A 15,880-nucleotide genomic window follows, 5' to 3' on the forward strand; every position below is an offset into this window, starting at 1 on the left:
ATGACGACAGAAGCCAAGAGTCTCGGCAAGACCTATGATCGTCCCGCCAGCCTGGACAACCCGCGCTCACCGCGCCGCAGCGCGAAGAACAACTTCGAGCTGTACGCCTGGCTGTTCATGCGGTTCTCCGGACTCGCACTGATCTTCCTCGTGCTCGGCCACCTCTTCATCATGCTGATGCTCGACGACGGCGTGCACCGCATCAACTTCGCGTTCGTCGCGGGCCGCTGGTCCAGCCCGTTCTGGCAGTTCTGGGACCTCACCATGCTGTGGCTTGCCCAGCTGCACGGCGGTAACGGACTCCGCACGGTCATCGCGGACTACTCCCGCAAGGACTCCACGCGCTTCTGGCTGACCACGATCCTCGTTCTCTCGATGATCCTGATCATGGGCCTGGGCACGTACGTCATCTTCACCTTCGACCCCAATATCTCGGCGAGCTAGGGGAGCACAGACTTCATGCAGGAACACCGTTATGACGTGGTCATCGTCGGTGCCGGCGGCGCCGGCATGCGCGCAGCGATCGAGGCCGGTCCCCGCGCCCGCACCGCGGTACTGACCAAGCTCTACCCCACCCGCAGCCACACCGGCGCGGCCCAGGGCGGCATGTGCGCCGCGCTGGCGAACGTGGAGGAAGACAACTGGGAGTGGCACACCTTCGACACGGTCAAGGGCGGCGACTACCTCGCCGACCAGGACGCCGTCGAGATCATGGCCAAGGAGGCCATCGACGCGGTGCTCGACCTCGAGAAGATGGGTCTGCCGTTCAACCGCACGCCCGAGGGCAAGATCGACCAGCGTCGTTTCGGTGGTCACACCCGCGATCACGGTAAGGCCCCCGTGCGCCGCGCATGTTATGCCGCGGACCGCACCGGTCACATGATCCTGCAGACGCTGTACCAGAACTGCGTCAAGCACGACGTGGAGTTCTTCAACGAGTTCTACGCTCTCGACATCGCGATCACCGAGACCGAGAACGGCCCCGTCGCCACCGGCGTCATCGCCTACGAGCTGGCCACCGGCGAGATCCACGTCTTCCACGCGAAGTCCATCGTGTTCGCCACCGGCGGCTCGGGACGCATGTACAAGACGACGTCCAACGCGCACACCCTCACCGGTGACGGCATGGGCATCATCTTCCGCAAGGGCCTTCCGCTGGAGGACATGGAGTTCCACCAGTTCCATCCGACGGGCCTGGCCGGTCTCGGCATCCTCATCTCCGAGGCCGTGCGCGGTGAGGGCGGCATCCTTCGCAACGCCGACGGCGAACGGTTCATGGAGCGCTACGCCCCCACCATCAAGGACCTCGCGCCCCGTGACATCGTCGCGCGGTCGATGGTGCTCGAGGTGCTCGAGGGCCGCGGCGCGGGACCGAACAAGGATTACGTCTACATCGACGTGACCCACATCCCCGAGGAAGTCCTCGACGAGAAGCTCCCCGACATCATGGAGTTCTCCCGAACCTACCTCGGCGTCGACCCCGTCAAGGAACCCGTGCCGGTGTACCCCACCTGCCACTACGTCATGGGCGGCATCCCCACCAGGATCAACGGTGAGGTGCTGCGCAACAACGACGAGATCGTCCAGGGCCTGTACGCCGCCGGCGAATGCGCCTGCGTCTCCGTCCACGGCGCCAACCGCCTCGGCACCAACTCGCTACTCGACATCAACGTGTTCGGACGCCGCGCCGGCATCGCCGCCGCCGAGCACGCCAACAACAGCGAGTTCGTCGACCTGCCCGAGACGCCCGAGAAGATGGTCGACGAGTGGATGGCCACCATCCTCTCGGACCACGGCCACGAGCGTGTCGCGGACATCCGCAGCGAACTGCAGCAGTCGATGGACAACAACGCCTCGGTGTTCCGTACCGAAGAGCGCCTCACCCAGGCACTCAAGGACGTGCGCGCCCTCAAGGAGCGCTACAACCACATCACGGTGCAGGACAAGGGCAAGCGTTACAACAGCGATCTGCTCGAGGCCGTCGAGCTCGGCTTCCTCCTCGAAATGGCGGAGGTCACCGTCGTCGGTGCACTGAACCGCAAGGAATCGCGTGGCGGCCACGCCCGCGAGGACTTCCCGGACCGCAACGACGCCGAGTACATGAAGCACACGATGGCATACAAGGAGGGCGACGGCCTGCTCTCCGACATCCGTCTCGACTACAAGCCGGTAGTCCAGACCCGTTACGAGCCGATGGAGCGTAAGTACTGATGAGCGCACCTGCAGTCGACAAGAGTGAGAACAAGTCGGATCTTCCGCCCGTTCCCGAGGGTGCCGTCATGGTCACCCTCAAGATCGCGCGGATGAACCCGGAGTCCGGCGAGGGCCAGCACTGGGACAGCTTCCAGGTGCCGGCGCTGCCGACCGACCGCATGCTGAACCTGCTCCTGTACGTGAAGGGCTACCTCGACGGCACGCTCACGTTCCGCCGCAGCTGCGCCCACGGCGTGTGCGGTTCGGACGCGATGCGGATCAACGGCGTCAACCGCCTGGCCTGCAAGCTCCTCATGAAGGACATGCTGCCCAAGGACGGCAAGCCGGTCACGATCACCGTCGAGCCCATCAAGGGCCTGCCGGTGGAGAAGGACCTCGTCGTCGACATGGAGCCCTTCTTCGACGCGTTCCGCGCCGTGAAGCCGTTCCTCATCACCACCGGCAACGAGCCCACCCGCGAGCGCATCCAGTCGCAGCACGACCGGGCACGTTTCGACGACACCACCAAGTGCATCCTGTGTGCCTGCTGCACCACGTCGTGCCCGGTGTACTGGAGTGACGGCAGCTACTTCGGTCCCGCCGCCATCGTCAACGCTCACCGCTTCATCTTCGACAGCCGTGACGAGGGTGCGTCGGAGCGTCTCGACATCCTCAACGACAAGGACGGTGTCTGGCGTTGCCGGACCACGTTCAACTGCACCGACGCGTGCCCCCGGGGCATCCAGGTGACGAAGGCGATCCAGGAAGTCAAGCGCGCGCTGCTCTTCGCACGCTGACCCCAGGTCTGCCGAGCACGTTCCAGAGCGCCCCCGACCACATCCGGTCGGGGGCGCTCTGCGTCGTGCTCGAGCTCACTGTCCGAGCGGCTCCACCGTGGGATCTCCGCGCTAGTGTCGAGAACAGATGCTCCCGACGGACAGTGAGGTTCACATGGCGCAGTCGCCTTCTCCCGCGGTGGTCACGGTCACCGGAGCGGCCGGCAGCATCGGCTACGCGACGCTCTTCCGGATCGCCGCAGGCGCGATACTCGGCCCCGACACCCCGATTCGATTGCGGCTCTTGGAGATTCCGTCCGCCGTCGGTGCAGCCGAGGGCACCGCGATGGAGCTCGAAGACAGTGCGTTCCCGCTGTTGTGCGACGTCGAGGTCCACGACGACCCGAAGCAGGGCTTCGACGGCACCGACGTGGCGCTCCTCATCGGATCGCGTCCCCGCTCCAAGGGCATGGAGCGCGGCGACCTGCTCGCGGCGAACGGGCAGATCTTCACCGTGCAGGGCCGCGCGATCAATCAGGTTGCGGCCGACGGAGTCCGGGTACTGGTCGTGGGCAACCCGGCCAACACCAACGCGCTCGTGGCCGCGAACAACGCACCCGACGTGCCCGCGGACCGGTTCACGGCGCTGACCCGGCTCGACCACAACCGCGCGATCGCCCAGCTGGCGAGGCACTCCGGCGCCGCGGTGAAGGACATCAGCCGCGTCGCGATCTGGGGCAATCACTCGAGTACCCAGTACCCCGACATCTTCCATGCGAGGGTCGGGAGCCGGTCCGGCGCCGAGCTCGCCGCCGACCGCGAGTGGCTCACCGGCGACTTCATTCCCACGGTCGCGAACCGGGGCAGCGCGATCATCGAGGCTCGCGGTGCATCGTCCGCGGCGTCCGCCGCCAATGCCGCGATCGACCACGTGCACGACTGGGTGCTCGGTACCCCCGAGGACGACTGGACGTCGGTTGCCCTACCCTCCACCGGGGCCTACGGGGTGCCGGCGGGACTCGTCAGCTCGTTCCCGGTTCGCTCGGTCGACGGGGCCTGGCAGATAGTGGAGGGGCTGGAGATCGACGACTTCTCGCGGAAGCGGATCGACGCGTCGGTGGCGGAACTCGAATCCGAACGCGATGCCGTCCGGGGCATGGGTTTCATCTGACCCAGGCCATTCCGCCCGCAACGGTGCGGAGACGTCACGAATACGTGTCGACACGCGTCCGGTTTCGGAACCGGCCCGCTCATCGCATACGCTGCATTTCCGATGATGTGGCGTCGAGTGTGTACCGCGGTCGTGTCCGGAACCCTACTGGCCGGACTCTCAGTGAGCGCTGCAGGGGCGATTCCGCCGGCGGTCCCCGCCTCCCCTACCTCGGTGCCGTTCACCACCCCGAACACCGACGACTGCCCGCACCGGTCGGCCCCGGCCCCGGCCGTCGACCTGTCGGAGGTGCCGCAGCCGGGTGATCCGGCGCCGACCGCCGTGTCGGTGCCCGACGAGCCGGTGGGCGGACCGCGGCTCGCCGAATGCGGAGTGAGCCTGCCCGACGGCGCGCCGGCGTTGCCCGCCGACATCGTGGCCTCCGGCTGGGTGCTGGCCGACATCGACAGCGGCGAGGTGCTCGCCGCGAAGGACCCGCACGGCCGGTACCGGCCGGCGAGCACCATCAAGATGCTGCTCGCTCTCGTCGCGCTCGACGAGCTGGATCTCGACAAGACCGTCACTGCCACCGCCGAGGACGCCGCCGTCGAGGGCAGTGCGGTCGGGATCGGCAAGAACGGTCAGTACACGAACCGTCAGCTGATGCAGGGATTGGTCATGGCGTCCGGCAACGACGCGGCCCACCTCCTCGCCCGGCAACTCGGCGGCGACGCGGCGACCGTCGAGAAGATGAACCACCTCGCCGACACGCTCGGTGCCCACGACACGAGAACCGCTACCCCGTCGGGACTCGACGGTCCCGGCATGAGCAGCTCGCCGTTCGACCTCGCGCTCATCTTCCACACTGCGATGAAGAACCCGACGTTCGCGGAACTGATCTCCACGGAAACGGTCCAGTTCCCGGGATTCCCCAAGGACCCCGCGATCCCGGACGATCAGGACCGGCCCCCGTTCGCGCTCGCCAACGACAACCAGCTGCTCTACAACTACCCGGGCGCATTGGGCGGCAAGACCGGATACACCGACGACGCCCGCCACACGTACGTCGGCGGCGCCGATCACGACGGTCGCCGCCTGATGGTGACGCTGATGGGAGCCGAAGCCCAGCCGCTCCGGACGTGGGAACAGGCGGCCCGCCTGCTGGACTACGGTTTCGCCCTCGACCGCGACGCAGGGGTGGGTTCGCTGGAAGACCTGCACCCGGCCGAGGACAGCCCCGACGCGATGCTTGCCGCACCGCCGCAACAGGATTCGGCCGCCGTAACGACCTCCGTCGTCGCGTCCGGTTCCGACCATCCCGACAACACGTTGGTTCTGCGGGCGGGCATCGGAATCGTCGGGGCGGCCGTCGTTCTCGTGCTCGTGCTCTGCGCACGCCGGCTGTCGCGGCGGCGCTGACGGGCCCGGATCAATCAGTGCTTGTTGCGGGTGAACAATCCGGACAACCCGAGCGCGGCGAGGGCACCGACTCCGACCAACGCGATGCCCCCACGCACCCCCGGCCCCTCGTGGACCTCGACCCGCGGGGTGATGACGGCCGGATCCGGCGGCGGCACGAACGCGAGCTCCATGCTGGCCGTGGTGGTCGCGGCCCACGCCGTGCAGAAGAGCAGCATCCGGGACGTCAGGTAGATGAACACGAGCAGACCGATGATCGGGCCGAACGCCACGCCCGCCGGACCCGCGGTCACGGCCGTGAGGTAGATGGCCCCGACCTGCTTGAAGATCTCGAACACCACGGCCGCGAGCAGGGCCGCTTTGATCGCACTGCGGAACGTCACGGGCTCCCGGGGCAGTCGGGCGATCACCCAGGCGAACACCGCCCACGTCGCGACCAGCGACAGCAGGGTCGACAGTGCGCGCAGTCCGGCGTCGACGCCGGTCACCTCGTCGAGGTTGAGCACCTCGACCACCGTGCGGGCCACCGGACCGCTGCTCAGCGCGGACGATCCGATCGAGACGATCATCGCCAGGCCCAGCCCGAGCAGGGCGCCCGCGTCGCCGAGCTTGGTGCGCACGAATCCCTTCGATTCGCGCTGACTTTCCCACATCGCCGTGAGCGCGTCGCGCAGGTTGGCCATCCACCCCAGGCCGGCGTAGGCGGCGCCGAGCAGACCCAGCACACCCACGCTGGCGCGGGACGCGATCGCCGAATCGATGATGGTGTTGAGCGTGTCACCGAGACTTCCGGGCACGTTCTTCGTGATGCCGTCCTGCAGTTCCTGCAGCAACTCCGGCTGCCCGGCGAGCACGAAACCGGCGATGGCGAACGCCACCATCAGGATCGGAATCAGTGCGAGCACACTGAAATACGTGATACCCGCCGCGTAGTAGTCGCCCTTCTGCTGCTGGTACCGCTGGGCGGCCCGCATCAGATGGTCGAACCAGGGGCGCGCTGCCCGCTGCCTGTCGAGAAAACTCGGTTCGTCAGCCACAGTGCTATCCCTTCGGTGTCAGGAACCCTACCTTCTCGTACACGGCCGCCAGCGTCTGCGAAGACACTTCACGGGCGCGGTGGGCGCCGGCAGCGATGATCCGGTCGAGCTCGGCCTCGTCCGAGAGGTACCCCTCCACTTTCGCTTTCAACGGTGTCACGAATTCGGCGAGAACGTCGGCGGTATCGGTTTTCAGATCGCCGTAGCCCTTGCCCTCGTACCCGGCGACCAATGTGTCGACGGGGATGCCGGACAACGCCGACTGGATGGTGAGCAGGTTGCTCACCCCGGGCTTGGCCTGCGGGTCGTACCGGATCTCCCGCTCGTTGTCGGTGACCGCGGACTTGATCTTCTTCGCCGACGCCTTGGGGTCGTCGAGGAGATTGATCAAGCCGGCCGGGCTGGGACCGGACTTGCTCATCTTCGACGTCGGATCCTGCAGGTCGTAGATCTTGGCGGTGCCCTTGATGATCTGCGCCTCGGGAATGACGAACGCCTTCCCGAACCGTGTGTTGAACCGCTGCGCGAGGTCGCGGGCCAGTTCGAGGTGCTGACGCTGGTCCTCGCCGACGGGGACCCGCTGCGGGCGGTAGAGCAGGATGTCGGCGGCCATCAGCACCGGATACGTGAACAGCCCGACGCTCGCGTTCTCACTGCCCTGCTTCGCCGACTTGTCCTTGAACTGCGTCATCCGGCTGGCTTCGCCGAAACCGGTGATGCAGTTGAGAACCCATGCGAGCTGCGCGTGCTCGGGAACCTGGCTCTGGACGAACAGGGTGGCGCGGTCGGGGTCGATCCCGAGCGCCAGCAACTGCGCCACCGCGATCTTCGTGCGGCGGCGCAGCTCCTTCGGGTCCTGCGCCACCGTGATCGCGTGGAGGTCGGGGATGAAGTAGAACGCGTCGAAGTCGTCCTGCAGCGGCACCCACTGCTGCAGCGCACCCAGGAAGTTGCCGAGGTGGAACGAGTCGGCGGTGGGCTGGATGCCGGAGAGCACCCGCGGTTTCGCGGTGGGTTTCTGAGCTGCAGGGGTCGACATGAGTACTGATCTTTTCACGTGGGCCGTGACGACACGAATCAGATACCGCCCGTTACCGGTACTGGACGGTGACCGGCGCGTGATCGGACCACCGCTGGTCGTAGGTTTCGGCACGCTCGACGACGGCCTGCTTGGCCCGCTCCGCCAGTTCCCGGGTGGCGATCTGGTAGTCGATCCGCCAGCCGGAGTCGTTGTCGAACGCCTTCCCGCGGTACGACCACCACGAGTACGGCCCCGCGACGTCGGGATTCAGCTGACGGACCACGTCGGTCCAGTGCGCGTCGTCCGCGAACAGCGCCGACATCCACTCCCGCTCGTGGGGCAGGAACCCGGAGTTCTTCTTGTTCGTCTTCCAGTTCTTCAGGTCCAGCTCGGTGTGGGCGATGTTCCAGTCGCCGCAGACCACGACGTGCCGCCCCGCCGTGACGGCGGTGCGTGCGGTGTCGGTGAGGTACCGGGCGAAGGAGTCCATGAACCGCTCCTTCTCCTCCTGCCGCGGTGTCTGGGCCTCCCCCGAGGGCAGGTACAGACTCCCCACGGTCAGGTCGTCGAAGTCGGCCTCGAGGTACCGGCCTGCGGCCGCGAACTCGTCGTCACCGTGGCCCACCCGGAACGCGTCGGCCGGCCTGCGGGACAGGATCGCGACGCCGTTGCGTCCCTTCGACGACGGTTCCGCGGACACCAGACTCCATCCGCCCTCCAGGGCGGGCGCGAGCGTCTCCGCCAGTTGCTCGTCCGACGCCCGTGTCTCCTGCAGACACACGACGTCGGCCTCCGTGCGCTCGATCCATTCGGTGAGCCCCTTGCGGGCGGCGGCGCGAACGCCGTTGACATTGACGGTGGTGATGATGTGTGGCACGGCAAGCACCGTAGCGGACGCGTACGACAGCGCGGCTACCCAGACGAACGGGCGCTGCGGCGTTCCATCGCGACCGCCACGGTGAGAACCACGAGACCCGCGACGGCGAGCAGCGCACCCACTGCGGCGGGCGCGGTGTAGCCGTAGCCGGCCGCGATCACGACGCCACCGATCCACGCCCCGAACGCGTTCGCGATGTTGAGGGCGGCGTGGTTGAGCGAGGCGGCGAGCGTCTGCGCGTCGGCGGCGACGTCCATCAGCCGGGTCTGCAGTCCGGGCACCATCGACGCTCCCGCCGCACCGACGAAGAACACCAGCAGCAGCGCCGTGTACGGGTTGTGGGAGGCGATCACGAAGATCCCGAGCAGCACCCCGAGCGCCGTCATCGAGACGAACAGGCCGGGAATCAGCGCCCTGTCGGCGAGCTTGCCGCCGATCAGATTGCCCGCGACCATGCCCAGCCCGTAGATCATCAAGGCCAGCGGCACGAGCGACCGCGACAGTCCGGCGACGTCGGTGAGCGTGGTGCTGATGTACGTGTAGACGGCGAACATGCCACCGAACCCGACCATGCCGATGATCAATGTCATCCACACCTGAGGACGGCGCAGGGCACCGAGTTCGGTGAGGGGATTCGTCATCCGCATGGCGGCGAGCGCGGGCACCCACGACGAGATCGCGGCCAGGGTCACCACACCGATCACCGCGACGAGGGCGAAGGCGCTGCGCCAGCCGAGCGTCTGGCCCAGCCACGACGCGATGGGCACGCCGACGACGTTGGCCACCGACAGTCCCATCATGACGAGCGCGACCGCCCTGGCCCGCTGGCCTCGGTCCGCGAGGTGCGCCGCCACGAGGGCCGCGACACCGAAATAGGCGCCGTGCGGGAGGCCCGCCACGAACCGTGCTGCCATCAGCACCCCGTAGTTCGGTGCGAACACGGTTGCGGCGTTGCCGATCGTGAACGCCGCCATCAACGCGATCAGCAGCGTCTTGCGGGGCACCCGCGCGGTCAGGGCCGCGATGAGCGGCGCACCGACGACCACTCCCAGCGCGTACGCCGAGATGACGTGCCCGGCGATCGGCTCGGTGATCCCCAGGCTCGACGCCATCTCGGGCAACAGGCCCATCGCCACGAACTCGGTGGTTCCGATCCCGAATCCGCCGAGCGCCAGCGCGATCATGGCGAGCGTGCGGACGGACGGATGCTGGGCGACGACACCGACGGGACCGGACGGACGGGCAGGCGCGGAAGTAGTCACGAAGAACAGTCAACGACGGCATCCCGGGTTCTCTTCCCGCTTCCGCCGTGGGGTGAGCACACTCACTTCGTCGGCGCGCCTCCCCCGACTTCCCGCAGACGACGAACGGGACACCCCGACGTGGGGAGCGTCCCGTTCCGTACTGCCGTCGTGCGGTGCCTACTGCTCGGCGATCGCCTTCTGGAGGTTGATGTCCAGCGTGCCGAGGAACTCCTCCGTGGTGAGGTAGCCCTGGTCGCCGCCGACCAGCATCGCGAGGTCTTTGGTCATCTGGCCGCCCTCGACGGTCTTGATGACCACGTCTTCGAGCTCCTGCGCGAAGCCGATGACGTCGGGGGTGTTGTCCAGCTTGCCGCGGTGCTCGAGTCCACGGGTCCACGCGAAGATCGACGCGATCGGGTTGGTGGACGTCGGCTTGCCCTGCTGGTGCTGACGGTAGTGACGCGTCACGGTGCCGTGCGCAGCCTCGGCCTCACACGTCTTTCCGTCCGGGGTCAGCAGCACGGAGGTCATGAGACCCAGCGAACCGAAGCCCTGCGCGACGGTGTCGGACTGGACGTCACCGTCGTAGTTCTTGCAGGCCCAGACGTAGCCGCCCTCCCACTTGAGCGCCGACGCGACCATGTCGTCGATGAGGCGGTGCTCGTAGGTGAGACCCGCCGCGTCGAACTCCGGCTTGAACTCGGTCTCGTAGACGTGCTGGAAGATGTCCTTGAACGCACCGTCGTACGCCTTGAGGATGGTGTTCTTCGTCGACAAATACACCGGGTAGTTCTGCTGCAGGCCGTAGTTGAGCGAGGCGCGCGCGAAGTCCTCGATGGACTTGGTGAAGTTGTACTGACCCTGGACGACGCCGCCGCCGTCGGGAAAGTTCACCAGTTCGTGCTCGATCGGCTCGCTGCCGTCCTCGGGCGTGTAGGTGATCATCACCTTGCCGGGGCCGGGGACCTTGAAGTCGGTGGCGCGGTACTGGTCACCGAAGGCGTGACGACCGATGATGATCGGCTTGGTCCAGCCCGGAACCAGTCGCGGAACGTTGGAGATGATGATCGGCGCGCGGAAGATCGTGCCACCGAGGATGTTGCGGATCGTGCCGTTGGGCGACCGCCACATCTTCTTGAGGCCGAACTCCTCGACGCGTGCCTCGTCCGGGGTGATGGTCGCGCACTTGACGCCGACGCCGTGCTTCTTGATGGCGTTGGCGGCGTCGACGGTCACCTGGTCGTCGGTCTCGTCCCGGTGCTCGATGCCGAGATCGTAGTACTCGAGGTTCACATCCAGGTAAGGATGGATCAGCTTGTCTTTGATGAACTGCCAGATAATGCGTGTCATTTCGTCGCCGTCGAGTTCGACGACGGTGCCCTCAACCTTGATCTTGGACATGGGTGCTTCGCGTCCTCCTAGGAAGATTCCCTGGTTACACGGTTGCGGGCGCACTTCGTGAGTGGGTCCGCGAACGGTTCGCTTATCAAACGTAGACGGTCACAGCGGCCCCTGGGAGACCGCGCTTTAACAAGACAAGCGTACTGCTATACGCCGGGCTCGCAACACACGGGGTGCGGGAACCCGCCCCTACTGGCGGGTAACTTTTGCCTGCTAGTGGCCCTGATCGGTGCCGATTCCGGCCGTTCCACCGCAGCCGCTAAGATTCACCACAGGTCATGAGTGCCAGCAACGAGCCCCGGCTAGCTGGCCGGCAACCCTCCACCGCGGTGGGGTGCCCCGGGTGATGACCTGGTTCCCTGATTCATACAACAGTCGGGTGACAAGCGCGGGTCCGACATCGGAGGTTCATGATGTGTTGTTGTCGTAGATAGACCCCAGACAGCCCTGCGCGCGAACGAACAGCTCGTCGTCCGCGCCTCGTCAGACCACTGGAGTAGACAGCACATGACCGAGAACTGGTCGTTCGAGACCAAGCAGATCCACGCCGGGCAGACGTCCGACGCGACCACCAAGGCGCGGGCGCTGCCGATCTACCAGACCACCTCGTACACGTTCGACAGCACCGATCACGCTGCCGCGCTGTTCGGTCTGGCCGAACCGGGCAACATCTACACCCGCATCATGAACCCCACCCAGGACGCGGTCGAACAGCGCATCGCCGCCCTCGAAGGCGGCGTTGCCGCGCTTCTCCTCGCGTCGGGTCAGGCCGCCGAGACGTTCGCGATCCTGAACCTCGCCGAGGCCGGCGACCACATCGTCTCCAGCCCGCGGCTCTACGGCGGCACCTACAACCTGTTCCACTACTCGCTGCCCAAGCTCGGCATCGAGGTCTCGTTCGTCGAAGACCCCGACGACCTCGAGCAGTGGCGCGCCGCCGTCCGCCCCAACACGAAAGCGTTCTACGGCGAGACCATCTCCAATCCGCGCAACGACGTCCTCGACCTGCCCGGCATCTCCGGGATCGCGCATCAGCACGGCATCCCGCTGATCGTCGACAACACGGTGGCGACCCCCTACCTGATCCGCCCCCTCGAGCACGGCGCGGACATCGTGGTGCACTCCGCCACCAAGTACCTCGGCGGGCACGGCACGGCGATCGCCGGGGTCATCGTCGACGGCGGCACGTTCGACTGGACGCAGGGCCGCCACAGCAACTTCACCACGCCCGACCCGAGCTACCACGGTGTCGTCTTTGCCGAACTCGGACCGCCGGCGTTCGCCCTCAAGGCACGGGTGCAGTTGCTGCGCGACCTCGGCTCGGCGGTCTCCCCGTTCAACGCGTTCCTCATCGCGCAGGGTCTCGAGACCCTCAGCCTGCGGATGGAACGCCACGTGTCGAACGCGACCGCCGTCGCCGAGTACCTCGACGCCCGGCCGGAGGTCGTGTCCGTCGGATACGCCGGGCTCGCGTCCTCGCCCTGGCACGACCGGGCGAAGCAGATCGCCCCGAGGGGCGCGGGCGCCATCGTGACGTTCGAGCTCGCCGGTGGCATCGACGCGGGCAAGAAGTTCGTCAACGCGCTCACCCTGCACAGCCACGTCGCGAACATCGGCGACGTCCGGTCGCTGGTGATCCACCCCGCGTCCACCACGCACTCCCAGCTGACCCCCGAGGAGCAGGCCGCGAGCGGTGTCACTCCCGGACTGGTCCGACTGGCTGTCGGCATCGAAGGGATCGACGACATCATCGCCGATATCGAGACCGGACTTACGGCGGCGGCATCTTGACAGTGAGCGCAGTACAGAACCTGCCCGCGGCGGACGGACGTCTCGGCACCCTGGACATCGGCCCCCTCGAACTGGAAAGCGGAGAGGTCCTCCCCTCGGTGACACTCGCCGTGCAGCGGTGGGGTGAGCTGTCCCCGAACCGGGACAACGTGGTGCTCGTCGAGCACGCCCTCACCGGCGACTCCCACGTCACCGGACCCGTCACCGACGAGCACCCCTCCCCCGGCTGGTGGACGGGAATGGTCGGGCCCGGTGCGCCGATCGACACCGACGAGTGGTGTGTCGTCGCCACCAACGTCCTGGGTGGCTGCCGCGGCACCACCGGTCCCGGTTCGATCGCCGAGGACGGTCGCCCGTGGGGCAGCCGCTTCCCGGAGATCTCCATCCGCGACCAGATCGCCGCCGAGAAGAAGTTCACCGACCTGCTGGGCATCGAGAAGCTGGCGTCCGTCGTCGGTGGTTCGATGGGCGGAATGCGCGCACTCGAGTGGGCCGTGACCTACCCGGACCGGATCGCGTCCGCGCTCGTCCTCGCCGTCGGTGCCCGCGCGACCGCCGACCAGATCGGCACGCAGACCACCCAGATCGAGGCCATCACCAGCGACCCCGACTGGCAGGGCGGCGACTACCACGGCACCGGCCGGATCCCGCGCACCGGATTGCGCATCGCCCGGCGGATCGCGCACCTCACGTATCGCAGCGAGAGCGAACTCGACTCCCGGTTCGCGAACTCTCCGCAGGACGACGAAGACCCGTGGCGCGGCGGACGGTACGCCGTCGAGAGCTACCTCCAGCACCAGGCGGACAAGCTGGTCGGCCGGTTCGATCCGGGCACCTATGTATTGCTGTCGGAGGCCATGAACCGCCACGACGTGGGCCGCGGTCGCGGTGGTATCGCAGCCGCGCTGAGCACGATCACCGCCCCCGTGATCGTCGGCGGAGTCGACTCCGACCGCCTCTACCCGATCCGCCTGCAGGAGGATCTGGCCGACGACATCCCCACGTGCGACGGCCTGCGGGTACTCAACTCGCGGGACGGCCACGACGGGTTCCTCACCGAGGCCGCCGCGGTCGCGAAGCTCCTGTCCGAAACGATGCAGCTGGCACGCGCCGGACGCTGACCCCGGAGCGGGACGACGCCCGCTCGGACCGCTAGTCGGTTCCGAGCGGGTCGATCGACACGGCCAGCCACACGATCGCGCCGCCGACGGCCACGAGTGCGCCCACGTCGAAAGGCTTGCTGCGCACGGCGAGTAGCCCGACCCGCTCCGACGGCATCGTCAACCGGAAGACCGCCGCCAGCAGGGTGGCGACGCCGAAGACGAAGGCTCCTCGCCGCCACCGATCCGCGAGCACGAACCCGACGGCTACCACGATGACGACGAGGACTGCCAGCATCGGCAGGTTCTTCTTCGCGAACTGCCCCCAGTCGGCCATCTCAGCCGAGAGACGCTGCGACACGCTCGGCCCGCTCCACGACGTTGGTCAGCAGGAAGGCCCGGGTGAGCGGTCCGACACCACCGGGGTTCGGCGACAGGAAACCGGCGACCTCCGCGACGTCCGCCGCCACGTCGCCGCGCAGTCCGTCCTCGGTGCGGCTCACACCCACATCGAGTACCGCCGCGCCGGGCTTGACCATGTCGGCCGTCACCAGCCCGGGGACACCTGCCGCCGCGATCACGATGTCGGCGCGGCGCACCTCTGCTGCCAGATCCCGCGTCTTCGTATGGCAGAGGGTGACGGTGGCGTTCTCGCTGCGTCGGGTGAACAGCAGACCGATCGGCCGGCCGACCGTGACTCCGCGGCCGATCACGACGACGTTCGCGCCCGCGATGGGCACCTCGTAGCGGCGCAGCAGGTGCAGGATTCCGCGCGGCGTGCACGGCAGCGGCGCTTCCTTGCCGAGCACCAGCCGGCCCAGGTTGACCGGGTGCAGTCCGTCGGCGTCCTTGTCGGGATCGATGCGCTCGAGAGCCGCGTTCTCGTCGAGCTGCTTCGGCACGGGGAGCTGCACGATGTATCCGGTGCAGTCCGGGTTCGCGTTGAGCTCGTCGATGGTGGCGTCGAGCTTGTCCTGCGTGATGTCGCCGGGCAGATCACGGCGGATCGAGGTGATCCCGACCTTGGCGCAGTCGTTGTGCTTACCGCGCACGTAGGCGGCCGACCCCGGGTCGTCGCCCACCAGAACGGTGCCGAGACCGGGCGTGATGCCCTTGTCCTTCAGGGCGCTCACCCGCACCTTCAGGTCTTCGAAGATATCGTCGCGGGTCGCCTTGCCATCGAGGATCGTTGCAGTCACGTACCCCATTCTCTCAGGTTCGCCATACCCGCGTCAGGTCGGTTCCACCATGAGGCCGTTGGCCGTCGCGTAGGCGATGGCCTGGGTGAGTTCGATCTGCGCCTTGTCCAGTGAGGCCGCCGTCCACAGGTTCGCGTCGACGTGGGCTCCACGAAGGTCGGCACCGTCGAATTTCGCGCCACCGGTGCGGGCGCCGAGCAGGTCCGCCGAGCGGAGCACGGCCCGCCGGAGGTCGGTTCGGACGAGGTTGGCTTCCCGGAACCGGCAGTCCGTGAAATCGAGCCCGCGCAGGTCCGCGCCGCCCAGCGACACGAGCGTGAAGTCACATTCGTCGAACACCATCGGGCGCAGCCGGCAGTGGTCGAACTCCGATCCGAGGAAGCTGCAGTTGCGGAACTCGCTGTGCCACAGCGTCGTTCTCGTGAACGAACAGGACCGGAACGCCGTACCCACGTGATGCGACTCGGCGAGGTCGGCTCCGGTGAAATCACAGTCGGTGAAGATCACCGACTCGGTGCGGAGTTCACTCAAGTCGGCGTCGCGGAAATTGCACTTCGTATAGTGCCGCCGCTGCCAGTTCTGCGCGGGGAGTCGGGCGTCGCCGTAATCCTCACCCACCACTTCTTCCACCGGATCCATGCGTCCATCATGCCGCGCCGGGGAGTGGTCCTA

15 protein-coding genes and 1 riboswitch are annotated in these 15,880 nt (G+C 67.2%); of the genes, 7 read left to right on the top strand and 8 right to left on the bottom strand.

Features of this window, described 5'->3' with window-relative positions; genetic code table 11:
* The 5 genes from H0B43_RS05520 to H0B43_RS05540 all read left to right on the top strand — a co-directional run bounded on the left by H0B43_RS05520 (window position 1) and on the right by H0B43_RS05540 (window position 5,538).
* Window positions 1–444 carry a succinate dehydrogenase hydrophobic membrane anchor subunit gene (locus H0B43_RS05520; protein WP_185728952.1) on the top strand — a complete coding sequence of 148 codons (444 nt, stop codon included), beginning with the start codon at window positions 1–3 and terminating at the stop codon, window positions 442–444.
* Window positions 445–459: 15 nt separating this feature from the next.
* On the top strand, window positions 460–2,211 hold the full coding sequence (gene sdhA, locus H0B43_RS05525; protein ID WP_185728951.1) for a succinate dehydrogenase flavoprotein subunit: 1,752 nt from the start codon (window positions 460–462) through the stop codon (window positions 2,209–2,211).
* Complete coding sequence (locus H0B43_RS05530) at window positions 2,211–2,990, top strand: succinate dehydrogenase iron-sulfur subunit (RefSeq protein WP_005256985.1); 780 nt, start codon at window positions 2,211–2,213, stop codon at window positions 2,988–2,990. Before sdhA ends, H0B43_RS05530 begins: the two co-directional genes overlap by 1 nt.
* A 154-nt stretch (window positions 2,991–3,144) precedes the next feature.
* Window positions 3,145–4,140: a malate dehydrogenase gene (locus tag H0B43_RS05535; protein WP_185728950.1), complete on the top strand. Its 996-nt coding sequence runs from the start codon at window positions 3,145–3,147 to the stop codon at window positions 4,138–4,140.
* Window positions 4,141–4,257: 117 nt separating this feature from the next.
* Window positions 4,258–5,538, top strand: coding sequence for a D-alanyl-D-alanine carboxypeptidase family protein (locus H0B43_RS05540; protein ID WP_185728949.1), 1,281 nt, complete (start codon window positions 4,258–4,260; stop codon window positions 5,536–5,538).
* A 14-nt stretch (window positions 5,539–5,552) separates the two neighbouring features.
* On the opposite strand, the gene yhjD is transcribed toward H0B43_RS05540, so the two are convergent.
* The 5 genes from yhjD to H0B43_RS05565 form a co-directional block, all read right to left on the bottom strand.
* Window positions 5,553–6,575 (bottom strand): inner membrane protein YhjD, encoded by a 1,023-nt coding sequence (gene yhjD / locus H0B43_RS05545; RefSeq protein ID WP_185728948.1) that lies wholly within the window; start codon window positions 6,573–6,575, stop codon window positions 5,553–5,555.
* Window positions 6,576–6,579: 4 nt separating this feature from the next.
* Window positions 6,580–7,614 (bottom strand): tryptophan--tRNA ligase, encoded by a 1,035-nt coding sequence (trpS, locus tag H0B43_RS05550; RefSeq protein WP_185728947.1) that lies wholly within the window; start codon window positions 7,612–7,614, stop codon window positions 6,580–6,582.
* 52 nt (window positions 7,615–7,666) lie between these two features.
* Window positions 7,667–8,473 (bottom strand): exodeoxyribonuclease III, encoded by an 807-nt coding sequence (locus H0B43_RS05555; protein ID WP_185728946.1) that lies wholly within the window; start codon window positions 8,471–8,473, stop codon window positions 7,667–7,669.
* 35 nt (window positions 8,474–8,508) lie between these two features.
* Window positions 8,509–9,735 (bottom strand): MFS transporter, encoded by a 1,227-nt coding sequence (locus H0B43_RS05560; RefSeq protein WP_185728945.1) that lies wholly within the window; start codon window positions 9,733–9,735, stop codon window positions 8,509–8,511.
* Window positions 9,736–9,894: 159 nt separating this feature from the next.
* Window positions 9,895–11,118: an NADP-dependent isocitrate dehydrogenase gene (locus H0B43_RS05565; RefSeq protein WP_185728944.1), complete on the bottom strand. Its 1,224-nt coding sequence runs from the start codon at window positions 11,116–11,118 to the stop codon at window positions 9,895–9,897.
* Between the two features lie 274 nt (window positions 11,119–11,392).
* A riboswitch (SAM riboswitch) is annotated at window positions 11,393–11,513 on the top strand.
* 112 nt (window positions 11,514–11,625) lie between these two features.
* On the opposite strand from H0B43_RS05565, the gene H0B43_RS05570 reads away from it, so the two are divergent.
* Both H0B43_RS05570 and H0B43_RS05575 read left to right on the top strand, forming a co-directional pair.
* On the top strand, window positions 11,626–12,909 hold the full coding sequence (locus H0B43_RS05570; protein ID WP_185728943.1) for a bifunctional o-acetylhomoserine/o-acetylserine sulfhydrylase: 1,284 nt from the start codon (window positions 11,626–11,628) through the stop codon (window positions 12,907–12,909).
* Window positions 12,906–14,030: a homoserine O-acetyltransferase gene (locus H0B43_RS05575; protein WP_185728942.1), complete on the top strand. Its 1,125-nt coding sequence runs from the start codon at window positions 12,906–12,908 to the stop codon at window positions 14,028–14,030. Before H0B43_RS05570 ends, H0B43_RS05575 begins: the two co-directional genes overlap by 4 nt.
* A gap of 31 nt (window positions 14,031–14,061) precedes the next feature.
* Here H0B43_RS05575 and H0B43_RS05580 read toward each other — a convergent pair whose 3' ends face one another.
* From H0B43_RS05580 to H0B43_RS05590, 3 genes are read right to left on the bottom strand one after another with little or no spacing between them, the layout of a single operon-like run.
* Complete coding sequence (locus H0B43_RS05580; protein ID WP_185730088.1) at window positions 14,062–14,346, bottom strand: DUF3017 domain-containing protein; 285 nt, start codon at window positions 14,344–14,346, stop codon at window positions 14,062–14,064.
* Between the two features lies 1 nt (window position 14,347).
* Window positions 14,348–15,208: a bifunctional methylenetetrahydrofolate dehydrogenase/methenyltetrahydrofolate cyclohydrolase gene (locus H0B43_RS05585; RefSeq protein WP_185728941.1), complete on the bottom strand. Its 861-nt coding sequence runs from the start codon at window positions 15,206–15,208 to the stop codon at window positions 14,348–14,350.
* Between the two features lie 33 nt (window positions 15,209–15,241).
* Window positions 15,242–15,847 (bottom strand): pentapeptide repeat-containing protein, encoded by a 606-nt coding sequence (locus H0B43_RS05590; RefSeq protein WP_185728940.1) that lies wholly within the window; start codon window positions 15,845–15,847, stop codon window positions 15,242–15,244.
* Window positions 15,848–15,880 lie beyond the last annotated feature (33 nt).

The sequence above is a fragment of the Rhodococcus sp. 4CII genome (assembly GCF_014256275.1).
GTDB classification, from domain to species: Bacteria; Actinomycetota; Actinomycetes; order Mycobacteriales; family Mycobacteriaceae; genus Rhodococcus_F; species Rhodococcus_F wratislaviensis_A.